Genomic DNA, 19,900 nt, shown 5'->3' on the forward strand with positions numbered 1-19,900 from the left:
ATTTTTAATTATATTAAAGCAGTTATGCTAGGAGATGATTTTGATGATAAGAGAAAGCCCTGCTAATGTTGGATTATTAAAAACAAAATACAGCATACCTGTAATAAATAAGCATCTGCTGACACGTAATACCATAAGTCACAAGCTAGAAGAGTCTTTGAGCCATAAACTTACTATCATAACAGCTCCTGCAGGCTATGGTAAAACTACCGCTGTGCTTAAATGGCTTGAAGGTATTTCACTTCCCTCTGCTTGGTTTTCCATCGATGAAGGCGACAATGACCCATTTGTATTCTGGCACTATTTTTGTGCTGCTCTGAGCAGCGTTTCAAATGACATTGGTGAAGCTACAGAATATATTTTTGAATCAAAGGAGCTTTTTAAAGCAAATACCCATCTGAGCATTATGATCGATAGCTTATCGGATATACCCTCAGATTTTTTGCTTGTACTAGATGATTTCCATCTAATTACAAACCCTGACATTATTGATGTTCTATCTTACTTTATAACTTATTTGCCTTCAAACATGCACATTGCAATGATAAGCAGGACTGACCCTCCTTTGAAACTAGCAAAACTTGGATTAAAGGAGGAGCTAGTAAGAATCCAGGCAAAGGAACTCCGTTTTGAAACTGAAGAAATTTGTAAATATTATGAAACAAGAGGATATTTTCTGCAAAAAGAAGATATACATAAAATTGAGTGCTATACAGAAGGATGGGCTGCTGCACTGGTTGCTGTAGCTCTGTCCCTTAAAGATAAAGGTAATATACATAATATCATAAGCCATTTTGGAAGCAGTAATTTATACATAGAAAACTATATTGTTGAAGATGTTTATGATACATGGTCAAGAGAAGAACAGGATTTTATGGAAAAAATATCGATATTGGACAAGTTGTGTGGTCCTCTTTGTGAAGAAATCACAGGCTATGATGGCAATTGCTTAGTAAAAGAATTGTATCTTCAAAATAGCTTTCTTATATCTCTGGATTATGAAGGTATATGGTTTAGATACCATCCCCTTTTCTTAGATTTTCTAAGAAAAAAACTATTGAAAAGGGATGCTGCCTCAATTCAAGCCTTACACCTTAAAGCAGGAGAATGGTTCAAAGCACAAGGCTTTTTTAATGAAGCAATTGATCACTTTTTGAAAGGATTTCATTACAAAATCGCTCTGCCTCTTATAGAAAAGAATAGCCAAAAATCAGTAAGAAAAGGAGAATATTCAAAAGTTATTTCATGGATTGAACGATTGCCAGAAAAATATATTGAAAACTCTTTGATGATTCTACTTGTAAAATCAACATATCTTGTAGAAAAAGATGATTTCAATAAAGCTTGGAAATGTATAGAACGAATTGGATTGTTGTTAAATAAGGAAAACTCAACTTCTAAAGACTTCAATACAATCTATTTTCTAGTTAAATCTAATTTTTTTATACGACAAGGTAATGTTGAAAAAATCTTACAGCCTATTATTGAAGCTGCCGCCTGTGGTATAAGTGATATTATGAGTACAGAATATATGGATCTTAACCTATTTGATGTTTCTATTTTCCGTGCACCATATCATCCATTAATAAAAATACTAAAAAGAAATTTTGCTGAGTATGATTCGCTTGTCAGTAATTATAGAACTCTTATCAACACAAATCCCGGATATGCACCACTGATTAAAGGCGAATTTCATTATGAAAGCGGAAAGCTTAATGAAGCTCTTCCAGAGCTTTTTGCTTCAATTGACGAAGCTATTAATGCGTGTTGTGCAGGAGCTTTAGTGCCTGCAATGGTTACTATAGCAAAAATAAAGCGAGCACAGGGAGATATACAAGGTGCTTTAAAGATTATTGAGGAATGTCAAGGAAAGGTGCTAGAATTTCGTAAACCTCACTGGAATTACATGTTAAAGGCCTTTAAAGTACAACTTTATATTGATTTGGATGATACCACATCAATAGATAAATGGATGAATGAAAACAGACTGAATGTTTACCAGGATATTATTAAGATACATGAATATGAACTGATTGTGCTTAGTCGAGTTTTAATCTATAAACATCGTTATAATGATGCCACTTTTCTGTTGAACCGACTTTTACAATTTGCTATAGGACAGCGAAAAAATCACAGTATAGTTGAAATAAGAAACCTTCTTGCTATTGCAGCACTAAAAAACCTTAATGAAGAAATTGCTGAAAAACACTTTGAAGATGCTCTTTCCATAGGACTTAAAGAAGGTTATGTGAGAAGCTTTGTAGATGAGTTTACTCCCATGATTGCTTTACTAGAAATGTATATAAGTAAGAATAAAAAAATAAGCAACCTGAAAGTTTATGCAAAAGATCTACTTGCCCAGACAAAAGAAGCTGTAAAGCATTTTATAATTCCTACATCTTCAAATATACTTCAAAGTCTTCTAACACCTATGGAAAAAAAAGTTTTACAGCTTATAATCAATGCTTACACCAACAAAGAAATTGCAGAAAAACTGAGAATAACGCTAAGGACAGTAAAAGCTCATATTGGTAATATATATGCAAAGTTGGAAGTAAAAAACCGTATACAGTGCATAAAGAAAATTAAAGGCCTATAAATTAACAGATATGATCTCAAGGCTGTACTCTTGAGATCATATATTTACATTTTCACAGCGCTGTCATTAATTATATTACTCTAAAAACATTTTTATATCTTCGTCAACAGTTCCTATTCCTGCTATTCCAAAATTCTCTACTAATACTTTAGCTACATTTGGTGATAAGAAACCTGGAAGAGTTGGTCCTAAGTGAATATTTTTTACTCCTAAATGAAGTAATGCTAGAAGTACTATTACAGCTTTTTGCTCATACCATGCTATGTTATAAGCAATTGGAAGTTCATTTACATCATTTAATTCAAATACTTCCTTTAATTTTAAAGCTATAACTGCTAATGAATAAGAATCATTACATTGTCCTGCATCTAAAACTCTTGGAATTCCTCCAATATCACCTAAGTTTAATTTGTTATATTTATATTTAGCACATCCTGCTGTTAAAATTACTGTATCTTTTGGTAGTTTTTCAGCAAATTCAGTATAATAATTTCTTGATTTCATTCTTCCATCACAACCAGCCATAACAAAGAATTTTTTTATAGCTCCTGATTTAACTGCTTCTACTACCTTATCTGCTAAAGCAAATACTTGCGCATGAGCAAAGCCTCCAACAATTTTTCCTGTTTCAATTTCTTTTGGTGCTGGAAGTTTCTTAGCATGAGCTATGATTTCACTAAAGTCTTTTGCTTTACCATCTTCTCTTTCTTTTACATGTATAAAGCCTGGATAACCTGTAGCTCCTGTAGTATAAACTCTATCCTTATAGCTATCTTTTGGTGGTATAATACAGTTAGTTGTAAATAGTATTGGTCCATTAAAAGTTTCAAATTCTTCATTTTGTTTCCACCATGCATTACCATAATTACCTACAAAGTTTGAATACTTTTTAAAGAAAGGATAATAATGAGCTGGTAACATTTCCCCATGTGTATAAACATCTACTCCTGTATCCTTTGTTTGTTCTAAAAGTTCTTCTAAATCCTTTAAATCATGTCCTGATATTAATATTGCAGGATTATTTCTTACTCCAATATTAACTTCTGTTATTTCAGGATTTCCATAAGCTCCTGTATTAGCAGCATCAAGCATAGCCATAACATCTACACCAAATTTTCCTGTTTCTAATGTAAGTGCTACCAAATCATCTGCAGTCAATGTGTCATCTAATGTAGCTATTAATGCCTTTACAATAAAATCATATATTTCTTCATTTTCTTTTCCTAAGTTTAGTGCATGTTCAGCATAAGCAGCCATACCCTTAACTCCATAAATGATTAATTCTCTTAGTGAACGTACATCTTCATTTTCTGTAGCTAATACTCCTACTCCAATGGACTCTGATTTTGCTAAAAGCTCTGAATCATTATTTATAACAAAAGTAGCTGCATCGTGTAATTCGCTTAAATCAACTTTTTTCTCTATTAATTCTTTTTTTATTTCTTCTCTAAGCTCTATACCTTCTTTTATCTTTTTAACAAAAGCTGTATCATCAAAATTAGCATTAGTAATAGTCATAAATAAACCATTTAACATAAAATGATTAGCTTTAGTAAATTTAATACCTACATCTAAACCCTTCTTTTGAAGTATTGCAATACCTTTTAATGTGTAAATCATTAAATCTTGCAAATTTGCAACCTTGTCTACTTTTCCACAGACACCTTTTATTGTACAACCTGTCCCTTTAGCAGTTTCTTGACATTGATAACAAAACATACTCATTATAAATTCCTCCCTATTCAATGTAGTTATTTTAAATTTCCAATATGTATATATTATATATACTTTTTCATATAAATTCGGCATCATATGTTACCATTATTAAATATTTAATAATTTTTTCCTGATACTTTAATATTTTCTAAATCAAAGGTATGGCAAGGTGTAACTCATTAGATTATTAGTATATTTATCCGATTGTTACCATTGCTAATACCTCAACTTGTATATTTTCGTCAAAAAAATATAATAAAGCTATAAAAATGTTATGCGTGGATTATATAACGACAAAAGAAGCATTGAAAAATTTAGGAATCACATATAGAATTGTAATGTACCATTACTCTATAAGACAAATTAATAACCTTGTAGATGTTGAAAAAACAGCTGATAGACAATACAGGGACAGTAAAATAAAGGATAGTGAAAATAAATGAAACGTATATTTTTAGTTGAGGACGATAAAGCAATTGCTAAAAACCTTATACTCTTACTTCGATCAGAGGGATTTGCAGTAACCCATGCCCCTACGCGGAATGAAGCTCTTACTTTACTTGCTGAGAATAAATTTGACTTAGCATTAATTGATATTTCTTTACCAGATGGAAATGGCTTTACAGTTTGCACGGAAATCAAAGAAACACAGGATGTTCCAGTTATCTTCCTTACAGCTTCTGGGGATGAATCCAGTGTTGTCACTGGACTAAATATGGGGGCAGATGACTATATTACCAAACCCTTTCGTCCTCGTGAACTGATTGCACGAATCAGAACCGCATTACGAAAAAGCGGACGCTCCCCATCAAATTTTGAAATCTGTGGACTTAATGTAGACACAGCAAGCGGAGTTGTGAAAAAAAATGGCGAGGAAGTTTTTCTTTCAGCATTAGAATACCGATTATTGCTGGTGTTTATTAGTAACCCTAAAAACATTATTACGAGAGGTAAGCTGCTTGATGAATTGTGGGATGCAGCAGGAGAGTTTGTCAATGACAATACATTAACCGTATATATCAAACGCTTGCGGGAAAAGATAGAAAATGACCCAGCTAATCCGCAAATAATTTTAACTATTCGAGGTACGGGATATAGATTAGGTGGCAAGTATGCTTCGAAATAAAGAAATTAAGCAATTTGCCATTTTGTTCTCCTTAATTGCTGCTACTGTTGTAATACTGGGATTTACAATCAATACGGCAGCTGGAATCCTTGCCATTGCTTCTTCTATAGCCTTTGGAATAGTATTTTTTTCATTTACCAAAGCTCGATACAAAAGAATTGCAAAGATTTCAGATCAAATAGATCTTGTACTTCATAACATCGACCATCTGTATATTGCTGAATCGGACGAGGGTGAACTTTCAATTCTTCAAAGCGAAATAACAAAAATGACGCTGCGTATTCGAGAGCAAAACAGCGAACTAAAAAAAGAAAAACAACATCTTGCTGATTCGCTGGCCGACATAGCTCACCAACTACGCACCCCTCTCACATCTGTAAACCTTATTCTATCATTATTAGAAAATAACCCTGACGAAAATGAACGGAAATCATTGATACGGGAAACAAAGGAATTATTTGTACAGATGGATTGGCTTCTTACTTCCCTGTTGAAGTTATCTCGCCTGGACGCAGGTATTGTGGTGTTTCAAAGCAAGCAGATAGATGTAAATAATTTGATATGCACAGCTCTTCGTCCTTTTCTGATTCAAATGGATCTGCATAATATTACTTTACAGACAGATGTTCCAAAAGAGCTGATGATTCAAGGTGATTTAGGTTGGCTTTCAGAAGCGATTCAAAACATTGTTAAAAATTGCATTGAAAGCGCAGGTAATAATGGTAAAATTGACATTACATGCAAAGACAACCCACTGTTTACTGAAATTGCAATTCACGACAGCGGTGTAGGCTTTAAAAAAGAAGATTTGCCATGCTTATTTGAACGGTTTTATCGTGGAAAAAATTCAGGCGCCACAGGATACGGTATTGGATTAGCTCTCTGCAAGATGATTATAACACGTCAGGGAGGAATGATTACTGCCAAAAACCATCCACAGGGCGGTGCGATATTTTCTATTCGTTTCCCAAAGTGACGAATCTCTCACCTAAAAGTCACACAAATGTAATTTGAAGGTTCTATTATATAGGTAAACCATAAGAAAGGAGACTCACATAATGGAATTTTTAAAAGTTGACAATCTATGTAAAGTATATGGCAAGGGCGAAAACCAAGTTACAGCTCTTGACCATGTTTCACTTACAATTGAAAAAGGAGAATTTACCGCAATTATAGGTTCCTCAGGCTCCGGAAAATCCACATTACTTCACAGCATTGGTGGAGTGGATGTGCCAACAAGCGGAAAGGTGTATTTGGATGGTCAGGATGTATATGCCCAAAGCAATGAAAAGCTAGCCATTTTCCGCAGGAGGCAGGTAGGACTAATTTACCAGTTTCACAACCTCATTCCCACGTTGAATGTGGTAGAAAACATTACCTTGCCTATACTTATGGATAAACGTAAAGTCAATAAGGAAAGGCTGAATGAATTGCTGGAACTACTTGGCTTACAACACCGAAAAAACCATTTACCCAATCAGCTTTCAGGTGGTCAGCAGCAGCGTGTTTCCATAGGACGTGCTTTGATGAATGCCCCAGCAGTAATGCTTGCCGATGAACCTACTGGTAGCTTGGATAGCCGAAATGGACATGAAATTATCAATTTGCTGAAATTAAGTAATCAAAAATATAGACAGACACTTATTGTTGTCACCCATGACGAAAATATCGCCCTACAAGCAGACCGTATTATTGGTATATCAGACGGTAAAGTAGTGCGAGATGAAAGGGTGAGACCATGAACATTTTCAACAAAGTTACACTACAAAGCATGAAAAAAAGCCGTACACGAACACTTGTGACGATTATCGGAGTTATTCTGTCTGCTGCCATGATTACGGCAGTAGCTACCTTTGGTACTTCCCTGTTAAATTTTCTGGTAAAGGGTTCTATTGTGAAACATGGCGATTGGCACGTTGAATTTTTGGATGTTAATTCCTCTTTCGCACAGAAACTAACTCAGGACAAGGATGTAAAAAACACAGCAACATTTGAAAATATTGGCTACGCAAAACTTGAAGGTGGAAAAAGCCCTGAAAAACCCTATCTTTTTATAGCCGGATTTAACAAAGAAGCCTTTGATACCTTACCTTTAATCATGATTTCAGGTAGATTGCCCCAAAACAGCAATGAGGTTCTTGTACCAAGCCATGTGGCAGCAAAAGGCGGCGTTAGATTCAAGGTTGGCGATACGCTTTCACTTAATGTTGGAAGCCGAATGAATGAAAACAAGAATTTAAGTCAACATACCCCTTATATTTCTGGAAAAGAAACTCTTGTGCCAAAAGCAGAGAAAACCTACAAGATTGTAGGTTTTTGCGAAAGACCAGCTTTTGAAGAACATTCTGCACCAGGATACACTTTGATAACAAAAGCAGATGCTCAGGACAAAGTGGATAGCTTAAGCATATTTGTCAAACTTAAAAACCCAAGCAAAGTTAAGGCTTATGCAATCAGCACAGCTATGGGCCATACTTATGTCTTTAACGATAATGTGCTTCGCTTCATGGGGCTTTCGGAGGATAATATATTCAACACGCTTTTATACACGGTTGGGGGCATTTTACTTACTATAATAATGGTAGGCTCGATTTTTCTGATTTATAATTCCTTCAATATCTCGCTTAATGAACGTACACGCCAATTCGGAATTCTTGCGTCAGTGGGTGCCACAGCAAAACAACTTCGAAATTCAGTGCTGTTCGAGGGACTTTGCATTGGTGCAATCGGCATACCTATTGGTATTATTGTAGGTATAGGCAGTGTTGGACTTATAATTCCTATTGTTGCCATGAAGTTCGAGAATATTATACCAACCGCAGTGCCTTTAACCTTGTCGTTGTCTGTTCCTGCTATTGTTGCAGCAGCGTTGATTAGTTTTGTTACCATTTTAATTTCAGCCTATATCCCAGCCAGAAAAGCCGCAAACACTCCCGTTATGGAGAGTATTCGCCAAACTAACGAGATCAAAGTTGAATCGAAAAACGTAAAAATATCAAAACTAGCGCAGCGTATTTATGGTTTGGAGGGAACTCTTGCACTAAAGAATTTTAAGAGAAACAAAAAACGTTATCGCAGCATTGTGCTATCTCTTGTTTTAAGCGTCGTACTGTTTATATCGGGAAACGCTTTTGGAACAACTTTGAAACGAATTGCAGAACGATCCATAATGGACTTTGACTATGATATCGTTTTTACTACTCAGGGCATGAATGACAGCGAAATGTTCCCACTTTACAACAAACTAAAAACTGCAGATGGAATTTACAAAAGCTCATACCAATCAATTTTAGCGTATTCATGCCAGGTTAAGGCAAGCGATTTTTCAGACCGTTACCGAAAATCTGCGGGTTATACTGCACCGGATCAAACAGTTCATCTTCCAATGGACATTCAGTTTATTGAGGACAGCGAATATCTAAGTTTTATCAAAAAATTAGGTTTGTCTAAAGAAGAATATACTGGAAGGAATGCAAAAATGATTGCTGTTGCCAAAAAGCTAGTTATCAAACAAAACGGTCCTAGTGAACTATTTAATATGTTTGCCAGTAGTTCAATGACTTTCAATATTACTCCCGAAACAAATGACAAATCCAAGATAGAACAGAGTAAAAGTATAAACATTACATTTGTAGATACGTATCCAGTAGACCCTCTTAAGACAATAAATCAGTCTTCCGAGAAAAATCAATATGTTTTTATGGTGGTTGCTCCATATTCGCTGAAAGAGAAGTTTGAAGCACCAAATATCCATACGGATATAGGCCTGAGCTTTCTGTCAAAAAAGCCTTCGCAATCAGTAGCTAAGATGGAAACTATGATTCAGAACTCAGGAATTACGTCTGCATATACCCTACAAAATGTGTATACAATGGTTGAACAATACCGTAGTTTAACATTTGTTATTGATGTTTTCACATATGTTTTTGTAATCATGATTTCGCTGATTGCGGTTGCTAATGTGTTTAACACAATTTCCACAAATATCATGCTGCGCAAACGGGAACTCGCCATGCTCCGCTCAATTGGGATGTCTGAACGCGATTTCCAAAAGATGATGAATTTTGAATGTATCTTTTATGGCATGAGGACGTTACTATTTGGGCTTCCAATAGCAACACTCTCTTCTTGGCTGATTTATAAAGGGTTAGTGTCCACAGAAAAGTTGGATAACTTCCATTTTGTATTTCCTTGGAGCAGTATGGCAATTAGTGTGTTCAGTGTGCTCTTTATCGTGTTCATTACAATGCTGTATGCCACTCGCAAAATAAAAAAAGAAAATATCATTGATGCGCTTAGAGATGATATGACTTAATCTAAAATCTGTATTAACTTGATAGGAAATCAAAAATTTCCACTTCACAAGTACTTAACATCTTCTATCTCTCCCAAGTTGTCCCACGTGCGTCCTTCCATTCTAGGAACATAAAAAAGCTTCCTATGATAATCTTATTTTATCATAGGAAGCCATTTTTATGAACTTTTTCTCACAGTATCTTTTATTTGATTATTTTTTTTCACATTTTCGAACATAATACTCATCAATCAGTCCGTTTTTGAGCAGGGCAGTTCCAGTGCAACATGAAATGATTTCTTTCGGCGTTCCTTTGTAGGATATACAAACATAATCCATCGTGTTGCCTTCAAGTGAATAAATTGTGGCAATCATTTCACCTGGCTTACGGTTAAGAGCTTTCTTGAATATTTCTCTTATGTTTTCACGTCCTTCATAGCGCCAAACGGTTGGCGCGGCTTTGTCTTCAAAAATGGCGCCTTCCGAAAAACATTGAGCCAAACTATCTGCATCTAGATTGTTAAGCGCTGCAATATACTTTTCTAAGATATGCATAATATAAATACTCCTTCAATTTTTAAATAATTGTGATTGTACGGTCTACCCCAATTGTATGTTGTTTTTCTTTATAGGACTGAATGCCCTCCATCCACGAAGAGTGTAGTCCCTGTAACGTACGTTGACATATCGGATATCAGAAATAAATTTCCCATTGCGATTTCTTCCGGTTCTCCAATTCGGCCCAATCGGGACATACCTCCAAGCTCGGTGACTTTCTTTCCGACCTTTACGACAGCATCCCGCAGCATTGGGGTATTTATTCCGCCCGGTGCAAGACAGGATACCCGAATATTATACTGTCCAGCCTCCATTGAGGCTACCTTGGTCATGCCCATAACAGCATGCTTCGAAGATGTGTAAGCAACGCTAAAGTCTTTTGGACGTACAGAGTTGATGGAAGATACGTTAACGATGGAACCACCATTTCCCTGCTTGATCATCTGCTGTATTTCATACTTCATACACATAGCCGTGCCCTTTATATTGACAGCTTCCAACTCATCCCAGTAGTCCTCGTCGAAATCCCACGCTCTTTTGTCATCCTGTATATGTGCGGCGTTGTTGACAGCTCCATCAAGATGTCCGTATATATCGACTGCTGCCTTTACCATCGCCTGCACATCACTGGAATTAGCTATTTCAGTAAACTGGAATGTAGCCGTACCTCCTGCTTTTACTATTTCATCTACTGTTCGTCTGCCTTCTTCTTCATTGTGGTCGGCGCAAAGCACCTTGGCGCCTGCCGCTGCAAATAGTTTCGCTGTAGCTTCTCCCATACCCATCGCCGCACCTGTAACAATGACTACCTTATCATTCAATATTGGGAAAAATTTTGGATAGATTAAACCTGACATAATGAACTACCTCCTTCAAAAATAAATTAATAACGTTTCGCGGTCTCTCCATAAAAAATGATTCGGCTAAATCGAACACTGCATCATTAGCAAAAATAGCATTGACACTCTTATATAAATTATTGTGCTTATCTTTGTCTTTTTCTAAATACGTAACGCAACCTTTGCGCCTTCAAAGATTGCTTCCACTGCGGTACGCGTTCTGACAGCGTCACCAATAACCTCAACTATAGGTGCCAGATTGCTGACATCATCACCAAGGCATTTGTTTGAACGCGCACCGAGTGCAACGACGATATGATCGAATCCTTTGAGCTCGATTTGTTCACCGTCTTTTTCGACAATCGCGCTGTTTTCAAACAACTCAAGCACTTTGGTGCTTGTGAGAATCTCCATCTCTTCTTTCTTAATTTCCTTGAGCAAGCTTACTCTCGTAGCATTAGGGAGAGTTGGGATAAGTTTTGGCATCATTTCAACTACGGTAATCTTTTCACAATAATCCGCACAGTACATCGCCGATTCAAGACCTACAAGTCCACCTCCCAATACTAATATTTTGCCATCAACGTTTTGCTTGCCAAGAAGTACGTCTGTGGCAATCTTAACATTTTTGCCATCAATACCTACTATATCCGGTTTCAAAGGTATACCTCCTGTTGCTACTATGAGCACGTCAGGTTTAATTTGCTTGATAAAATCTGTATTTACTTCAGTATCGAAGTGTATATCAACATTGTGTTTTTCGCACATATACAGATAATGCTTTATGACGCGTGTAATATCTTGTTTATTTGGTGGATAAGAAGCAATCAAATATTGACCACCTGCCCGGTTGCGTGGATTTTTTTCATATAATGATACCTTGTGCCCTCTAGCTGCCGCAATCCATGCAGCTTCTAAGCCAGCGGGGCCTGCGCCAACGATCATTACATTTTTGGGGTCTTTCGTCTCAACAATCTGATTTTTAGGCAATTCATTTGCTAACGGGTTTTGGAGACAACTCATTCCATAGTCGCCACCTGCCCAATCGGCAACTCCTGTCGCAGGTCCTGCATGATTGGAAAGACAACGCTGACCGCAGCTAATACATGGATGGATTTCCATAAGTTCGTTTGAAAACATTTTATTCGGGAATTCCGGATCAGCAACAGACTGGCGTCCTAAAGCAATAAAGTCCGCATCACCCCTTTGCAATGCGTATTCAATAACATGTGGCTCGTTGTAACGTCCAACTGTGATAACCGGTATTTTCAGTGCTTTCTTAAATAATTTCGCAGCCTCAATATTCCATGCGGGCGGCTGGGACGCTGTTGGTAAAATATATTCATAAGCACCATATGTACCTGCAGAAAGATGAAGCGCATCAATACCGTAGGATTCAAGCAAAGTTGCTATAACAACTGCTTCATTTTCTTTATATCCTCCTCTTAAGTATTCATTTGAACTCATACGTACAGATACTGGAAAATCCGTACCGCACTCTCTTTTTATCCCCTCTACAATCAGTTTGACAAATAAAGTTCTGCTATAGATATCGCCACCAAACTCATCAATGCGCTTATTATAACGACCGCTTAAAAACTCTGCTGCCAAATAACCGTGAGCACAATGTACTTCGACCATATCGAATCCAGCTTTTTGGGCACGTACAGCCGCTGCAATATATTTGTCGATCATAACGTATACTTCTTCTGTTGTCATTTCTTTGGGAGTGGTCCTGAAAATAGGACACGGTATCGGAGAAGACGATATAACTTGCAAGCCATGCGACAACTCAGAGTTGGTCTGACGGCCGGCGTGATGAAGCTGAATGCATGCTCTGGAACCGTAGTGTTTGATTGCTGATGCAAGTTTTCTTAAACCCGGAATGGCTTCATCTACAGAAATATCGATTTCTTCGGGAATAGCCAACCCATCGCGTTCCACTGCGGCAACTTCAACAAAGATTAAACCGAACCCTCCACGTGCACGTGCAGCATAATAATTAATTGTTGCATCGGATATCTTTCCTAATTCTTCGTACAGGCAAGAACCCATCGGAGGCATTACCAAACGGTTTTTTACCATCATTTTGCCTATATACATAGGACTGAAAGTTTTTTCAAAGTTCATACAATTACTCCCTTCTTTTGTTAATAATTTGTTTTTACTATATAATTTAATGTTACATATTTCACGAAATTTTTTCAATTTACATATTTTTTAAAATGTTATGAACAAATGATACATTTTTAACAGTATGTAAACCTTGTACTTATTTATTTAAATATTTATAATTAGATTATAAATATTTACTAGTGGTGGTGATTATCAAAATGAGGAGTCAAGAAAAAACTAAACTTTTGATCGTTCAGGCGTTAGAAGAAGAATTAAAAAACAAATCCTTAGAACGTGTTAGTATTCGTGATATTATGAATAGGTGCAATCTGTCACGTCAAACCTTTTATAGGCATTTTATTGATATATATGACTTAGTATTATGGTTTCATAATTACAATGCGAAAAGATCGTTAAATGCTTTCTCGAAAAATAAAGATATTAAAGAATGTTTCATTCTAACACTAAATAAGATGAATGAACACAATAATTTTTATATAAATGCTTTAAGTCTTACAGGTCCTAACTCATTCATAAACGATTACTTTAATCTTCAAATGAATTATGCTAAAGAACATATAGGTAACAAACGACTTGACTTTAATCTTTTGATACAATTGAGGCTTTTTTGGTACGGGGTTACAAATCTTCTGGTTTATTGGATAAAACTTGATGTGAAAATAAGTCCAGAGGTTATGGCTGAGAACATATTTAAAAGTTTACCAGCAGACTTAAAAAAATATTATGAATAACTTATTAACAGAATTGATTAACATTATAGAACATTACATATAAAATATTAGTTAATTTAACCCCTCGACAGCAATGCCGAGGGGTTTTATTGGTGGAATCGAGCCTGCAACAAGCTAATCCATGAAAAATGAAGCATTTTTGCATCTTATATTCTAAAAAACTATTCTACATATATTTTTTTAAATTGCCATAGCAATTTCATATGCATCCCAAATAGCTCCCATTAGATTAGATACCTTTGATGAATCTCCAATCAAATTCACCTCAGCACCACAATCTTTTATTGCTTCATATAAAGATTTATCGCTGATGTATCCAATACTTGTGATAATTGTGTCGGCATCTAATTCAACAGTATTACCGTTTTCTTCAAACTGTACACCTTTCGATGTGATTGCGGTAACCTTTGTATTAGTATGAACACCAATGTTATAAGAAGATACAAGATTTTGAAGCATCATTTTATTGGCTGCATTTAAGCCCTGTACTTGTAAAATGTCAGGAAGCATCTCAAGTATTTCAACTTGTTTTCCTTTATCTTTTGTTAGGCTATACGCAATTTCAACGCCAGTAAGTCCGCCGCCTATAATAACCACTTTATCACCGATTGGTTTTGTCTCCAATAGTGCTTCCACTGCGGTTATAACTTTTTCTGAATTTGCTCCATCTACATTTAGCTTTCTTGCAGTGGAACCAGTTGCTACAAAAATAGAATCTGGCTTAGAAGCTTTAATAACATTTTCATTTACCTCTGTGTTCATATGAACAGCCACACCAGTATCTTTAAGTTGTTTCTCATACCATTTTATTAACTTTTTATCTTCTTCTTTAAAACTCATAGAAGATGCAGGAATGAAAACACCACCAAGACTATTTGTGCGTTCATATAAATCTACTTTATGCCCTCTAAGTGCGCTGACTCTTGCAGCTTCCATACCGCTTATACCACCACCAATGACCATAATATTCTTTTTAATATCAGCAGGCTTAATTTCATATTCTCTTTCCATGTTAACTTGTGGATTAACTGCACATGAAGTATACTTTCCAGAGAAAAATCTTTCCAAACATCCTGCATGACATCCTATGCAAGGTCTGATATCATCTAAATTTTCACTTTGTACTTTATTTACCCATTCAGGGTCAGCAAGCAGTGCTCGTCCAACAGAAATAGCATCTATACTTCCACTTGCAACAGCTTCAGCTGATATTTCAGGATCATCCATTTTGCCTGCACATATAACAGGAATATCAACAAACTGTTTTATATATTGAGCATCTGCCAAGTTACATGCTTTCGGCATATATACTGGTGGGTGTGCAAAATACCATGATTCATATGTGCCATTGTCTGCATCTAAAGCATCATAGCCAGCATCCTGAAGAATTTTTGCTATTTTACCACTCTCTTCTAAATCACGGCCAAATTCTTCGAATTTTTCTCCAAGAAGGGCACCTTTATCAGTACCAAATCCTTTCATATAACTTTTAACACTATATCTTATCAAAACAGGAAAATCTCTTCCACATTTCTCTTTTATTGCTTTTACTGTTTCTGTAGCATAACGAAGTCTGTTCTCTAAGCTTCCTCCATATTGGTCTGTACGACGATTAGTGCATTCCATAGAAAATTGGTCCATTAAGTACCCTTCATGAAGCGCATGAACTTCTACCCCATCAAAGCCCGCCTGTTTTACAGCATAAGCACCATCAGCATAAGATTGTATAAGAAATTGAACTTCTTCTGTTGTTAATGCACGATGCATCATTTCAGGATGCCAGACATTTGGATTTTCTGATGAAGAAATAGGGTCATTATCTATAAAGAAACCCTCTTTACGGTTTCTGCCAGCACCGTTTGCTATTTGAATTATAATTTTAGCACCATACTTATGGACTTCGTCGGTAAGCTTTTTGGAAGCTTCTACATAAGCATCACCTGCTGTTGCCAATGTAGCGTGCATTGAGTCGAGTTTATTCTGGCATGCTATACCTGTTGTCACAATTAATCCTACACCGCCTTTAGCACGTGCAACATAAAAATCCACACCTTGTTGATTAAAACTCCCATCAGGATTTTTTGCATGTGAACCCATTGGAGCCATTGCTATTCGGTTTTTTACTTCCATTGTACCTATTTTCATAGGTTGAAACAATGCATCAATTTTACCTTTCATAAAAAGCACCTCTCTCTTATAATTTAAAAATTTTTGTTACCTCGGTATACATCAATTGTACACCGCGGTATACTTTGTGTCAATACTTTCACAAATAACAATTTATATATTTTAATAATTATGATATAATGGCATATACGCATCGGAGGGATAAAAGTGATAGAAAATATAAAACATACAATTTTGGTTAAAGCAATTGAACTTTTCAAGAAAAATGGGTTTAAAAATGTGACTATTAATGAAATTTGTGAAAGCTGCAATATTACAAAAAGGACATTTTATTACCACTATGATTCAAAGAAAACTCTACTTTTAGATCATTTTTCTTTAGTTGATGAAGATATAGAAAACACTTTAAAGGATATAGATAAAGAAACAACATGGATTGATAAGTGTTGGAAAATCAAGCAAATTTATATAAGTGGTATTGCAAATTTAAATGCAGATATATTAAAAAATTTAATTATAATTGATATGGAACAGCAAAATCATATGTTTAGTTTTGTGTTAAATGATTTTGACCTTAATTTGAAAAGATTGCGACAAATGGTTATTGAATATACGCATAAAGGACAAGAAGCAGGGGAAATTGACGCTGATATTTCCGCTGAAGATTTATCATATTGTTTTGCATCTGCATTTTTAGGATTAGCTGTAAACTGGAGTTCAACAGGAGGAAACTATGACCTGGTAGAAGCATCAAAAAAATATTTTTATTTAATATACAAAAAACAGTAATGGAACTTTCCAATGAGGGCAAGAATGTTATCATTTTAGAAATGCATGATACCACTGCACCAGATGATAGATTTTGTGCTATCTAAAAAAAGCTTAAAGGAATTAATCTGGCATTATGGAAAATATCATAGAGACAAGCTGTTTAAAGCACAACATCTAAATTCAACAGTATTGAATAGTATAGGTAAAAGGAGAACCAACCTTTATCATAAAAATGCTAAAGGTCTTTCAAATTTCAATGCTATAACCAAAACATCACACTTCTTGGTGTGGTGTTTTTTTACTTGGGCTTACAACCTTAAGCATAACATAATGTGAAAATATTCACTGCCAGGCCTGATGTAATTTGAAAAAACTACTCCTTTAATTTAAAAATCGACACTTAACATCTAAAACCATGTTTGTAATAGGGAAAAGTGTGGAATCATCGAAAATCATTTGCGTGGCGCGATATAAATTTAACTGCCAGATATTCCATTTTTCCACGGCTTCATATTTTTATAATAATGAATGGTTAATTCTTGAAAGTTTCGCGCAGCTTTCGATAAATATCTGCCTTGTAACCATGATAACCCAATTTTACGTCTACATATTGGTTCTTCAATTTGCAAAAATACTAATGCCGGATTTTGAAATATTTCTTGCGCTGACTTTGGAATAAGGGCAATACCTCTATTAATTTGAAGTAATTCCGACATAAGCACGGTATCACATTCACAAATAACATTTGGGCTAAAACCAACGATATTGCACAAGTTGTCCGTTACTTCCCTGAAACTGTAGCCATCAATTAGGCTTATGAATTTTTCATCAGCGACTTCCCGAAGATGAATGCTTTTTTTATGGGCCAATGGATGATTTGCAGGTAAGCACAAAACAATTTCATCATTGAGCAATTCGATGCATTCAATACCGGACCCCTCAATCGGCGGAGAAGATATACAGTAATCAATTTTTTCATTAATTAAAAAATCCCGCACTATTTCAATCGAAGCAGTAAATTGCCGAATACCGACTTCCTGATTGGTCAATAAAAAATCTTTAAGTAAACCGGATAAAAACCGGCTGCTGGTTGTTGCTAATGAAACTTTATTATCCTGAGGCCCTGATAATTTTTTGAGTTCATATTTAGCAATGTCCAGTTCGCTGAATACTTGATTAACATGATTCAAAAATGTCTTTCCAGCCTCATTTAATTCGATATTTCGTCCAGTATGTTTAAAAAGTTGTGTGCCAAGTTCTTTTTCAAGTCGCTTGATGATGATGGTCAGAGAAGGCTGTGAAATATTAAGTTTATTAGCTGCTTTTGTTATGTGTTGATATCTTGCCACGGTTTGAAAGTATTTTAGCTGAAGAATATCCATTTGGGACCTCCTTATTCATATACAAATATAAATGTATTTATATAAAATTATATATTTGACGCTATGTAATTTCAAGACTAATATTATAATATAATCAAAATTTATAGGAGGTCAAATATGAGTTTTAATATTCAAGAGCAATTAAACCGTATACTCCAGGAAGTAGGACTTTCTAGCGCAGATGTAGGGGGTAAAATTACTTTCAAAGGTGCAGATCCAATTTATGATGATGTGCTGCATCTGGGAGCCATCAGCGCTTTACCGACCATGGCTTGCGCTGTTGGAGCTGCGACTATCTGGAAAATGCGTACCGGGGAAAGTCAAGATTTGAGTGTAGACTTGCGTAAATCTATTCACAATATAAATCCTAACTATAAATTTAGTCCAACTATTAACGGGTTTCGCTATCCCACAGCAACGTTAATGGGAAATCCTTTTTTAGAAACAATGTACAGAACCCGGGATGGGCGTTATGTAATACCTACAGCTGTATATCCTTCCTTAATGCTAAAATGGTTGAACTTTTTAAAGTGTCAGCCAAATAAAGAATCGGTTACTGAAGCCATACTTCATTGGAATGCACAAGAATTGGAAGATGCAGCGTCTGCCGAAAAACTATCGATTTCTATATGCAGAACACCTGAAGAATGGTTACAACATCCTGCGGGGAAATATCTCAAAGATAAACCGTTAATCACTATTGAAAAAATAGGAGAGAGTGAGCCGCAACCATTTCTGCCTGCAAAACGTCCGCTTTCTGGAATTCGTGTTTTGGCTCCGGTCCACGCTATAGCGGGACCAACCGTTGTAAGAAGTTTAACGGAGTATGGGGCCGATGCTTTACAAATAACCACTCCAAACGACTTTGAACATGAAATGATTTATGATGAAGCCAATATTGGTATACGTTCAACCTGGTTGGATTTTAACCAGCCCGAGCAAAATAAACGTGCCCATGAATTGGCCACCGAATGCGACGTATTTGTAGAAAATTACCGCACTAGCGTGATGAGGCATTTTGGATTTACCCCTAGTGAACTAGCGGAAAAAAATCCTGGGATTATCTACGTATCTGTAAAATGTTATGGTTATGGCGGACCTTGGGGCGAACGGGCTGGCTTTGATACTCAAGGAACTGCGGCATCTGGTCTAACAGTTGTGGAAGGAAGTCCGGAAATGCCAAAGATGCCATGTACAACAATGATCAATGACTATGTCACCGGGTATTTCGGTGCTGTTGGCGCATTGGCAGCTCTAGTTAAACGGGCAAAGGAAGGCGGCAGTTATCATGTGAAGGTCAATCTCACCAGTAATGCCATGTGGTGCTGTTCCTTAGGCACATTGAACCGTAATGAATTGGATTTTTCAGATACAGCGCATCATTTATTACCGCCGGACATCATGACTCGCCAAACAGCTTTAGGCAAAATTTGTCGTTTAGCTTCCCCAGTAGAGCTATCGAAAACTCCTGGTAATTGGGAAGACCCTATTCTGGTTCCTAGGGGTTCTAATAAGCCGGAATGGTTGCCTAGAACTTAAGAGGAACTTTCGCTGTTATGGTCCTGGTTGCAGAGATGCTCCCTCTGGACCTTATTGAACAGCTTTGAGGTCTCAAGATTTT

At 36.1% G+C, this 19,900-nt stretch carries 14 protein-coding genes; 8 read left to right on the forward strand and 6 right to left on the reverse strand.

Annotation, left to right across the window (positions count from 1 at the left end):
• Positions 1-43 precede the first annotated feature (43 nt).
• Positions 44-2,599 (forward strand): winged helix-turn-helix domain-containing protein, encoded by a 2,556-nt coding sequence (locus EG57_RS26500; protein WP_032076747.1) that lies wholly within the window; start codon positions 44-46, stop codon positions 2,597-2,599.
• A 75-nt stretch (positions 2,600-2,674) separates the two neighbouring features.
• On the opposite strand, the gene hcp is transcribed toward EG57_RS26500, so the two are convergent.
• Entirely contained in the window at positions 2,675-4,324 is a 1,650-nt protein-coding gene (gene hcp, locus EG57_RS0208190; RefSeq protein ID WP_032076748.1) for a hydroxylamine reductase, read from the reverse strand.
• Between the two features lie 430 nt (positions 4,325-4,754).
• Here hcp and EG57_RS0208195 point away from each other — a divergent pair, with 430 nt between their 5' ends.
• From EG57_RS0208195 to EG57_RS0208210, 4 genes are all read left to right on the forward strand, one after another.
• Entirely contained in the window at positions 4,755-5,441 is a 687-nt protein-coding gene (locus EG57_RS0208195) for a response regulator transcription factor (RefSeq protein WP_032076749.1), read from the forward strand.
• Positions 5,428-6,417, forward strand: a complete 990-nt coding sequence (locus tag EG57_RS0208200) for a sensor histidine kinase (protein WP_032076750.1) — start codon at positions 5,428-5,430, stop codon at positions 6,415-6,417. The genes EG57_RS0208195 and EG57_RS0208200 overlap by 14 nt, the downstream gene beginning before the upstream one ends.
• 82 nt (positions 6,418-6,499) lie before the next feature.
• The gene (locus EG57_RS0208205) at positions 6,500-7,183 is read left to right on the forward strand and encodes an ABC transporter ATP-binding protein (protein WP_032076751.1); all 684 of its coding nucleotides are present in this window, start codon (positions 6,500-6,502) and stop codon (positions 7,181-7,183) included.
• On the forward strand, positions 7,180-9,756 hold the full coding sequence (locus EG57_RS0208210) for an ABC transporter permease (protein WP_032076752.1): 2,577 nt from the start codon (positions 7,180-7,182) through the stop codon (positions 9,754-9,756). The genes EG57_RS0208205 and EG57_RS0208210 overlap by 4 nt, the downstream gene beginning before the upstream one ends.
• 192 nt (positions 9,757-9,948) lie before the next feature.
• Here EG57_RS0208210 and EG57_RS0208215 read toward each other — a convergent pair whose 3' ends face one another.
• The 3 genes from EG57_RS0208215 to EG57_RS0208225 form a co-directional block, all read right to left on the reverse strand.
• Positions 9,949-10,290 carry a nuclear transport factor 2 family protein gene (locus EG57_RS0208215; protein WP_032076753.1) on the reverse strand — a complete coding sequence of 114 codons (342 nt, stop codon included), beginning with the start codon at positions 10,288-10,290 and terminating at the stop codon, positions 9,949-9,951.
• 71 nt (positions 10,291-10,361) lie between these two features.
• A complete protein-coding gene (locus EG57_RS0208220) occupies positions 10,362-11,150 on the reverse strand; it encodes an SDR family NAD(P)-dependent oxidoreductase (RefSeq protein WP_032076754.1) in 789 nt (262 codons plus the stop codon).
• A gap of 144 nt (positions 11,151-11,294) precedes the next feature.
• Positions 11,295-13,262 (reverse strand): oxidoreductase, encoded by a 1,968-nt coding sequence (locus tag EG57_RS0208225; protein WP_032076755.1) that lies wholly within the window; start codon positions 13,260-13,262, stop codon positions 11,295-11,297.
• Positions 13,263-13,465: 203 nt separating this feature from the next.
• Between EG57_RS0208225 and EG57_RS0208230 the strand changes: the two genes are divergently transcribed.
• The gene (locus EG57_RS0208230) at positions 13,466-13,999 is read left to right on the forward strand and encodes a TetR/AcrR family transcriptional regulator C-terminal domain-containing protein (RefSeq protein ID WP_032076756.1); all 534 of its coding nucleotides are present in this window, start codon (positions 13,466-13,468) and stop codon (positions 13,997-13,999) included.
• A 180-nt stretch (positions 14,000-14,179) separates the two neighbouring features.
• Here the strand turns inward: EG57_RS0208230 and EG57_RS0208235 are convergent, their stop codons facing one another.
• On the reverse strand, positions 14,180-16,177 hold the full coding sequence (locus EG57_RS0208235) for an oxidoreductase (RefSeq protein WP_032076757.1): 1,998 nt from the start codon (positions 16,175-16,177) through the stop codon (positions 14,180-14,182).
• Positions 16,178-16,333: 156 nt separating this feature from the next.
• On the opposite strand from EG57_RS0208235, the gene EG57_RS25395 reads away from it, so the two are divergent.
• Complete coding sequence (locus EG57_RS25395; protein ID WP_052037783.1) at positions 16,334-16,915, forward strand: TetR/AcrR family transcriptional regulator; 582 nt, start codon at positions 16,334-16,336, stop codon at positions 16,913-16,915.
• Positions 16,916-17,373: 458 nt separating this feature from the next.
• On the opposite strand, the gene EG57_RS0208250 is transcribed toward EG57_RS25395, so the two are convergent.
• On the reverse strand, positions 17,374-18,279 hold the full coding sequence (locus EG57_RS0208250; RefSeq protein ID WP_032076759.1) for a LysR family transcriptional regulator: 906 nt from the start codon (positions 18,277-18,279) through the stop codon (positions 17,374-17,376).
• A 117-nt stretch (positions 18,280-18,396) separates the two neighbouring features.
• Between EG57_RS0208250 and EG57_RS0208255 the strand changes: the two genes are divergently transcribed.
• Positions 18,397-19,818, forward strand: a complete 1,422-nt coding sequence (locus EG57_RS0208255; protein WP_032076760.1) for a CoA transferase — start codon at positions 18,397-18,399, stop codon at positions 19,816-19,818.
• Positions 19,819-19,900 lie beyond the last annotated feature (82 nt).

The sequence above is a fragment of the Clostridium drakei genome, assembly GCF_000633595.2.
Taxonomy (GTDB): domain Bacteria; phylum Bacillota; class Clostridia; order Clostridiales; family Clostridiaceae; genus Clostridium_AM; species Clostridium_AM drakei.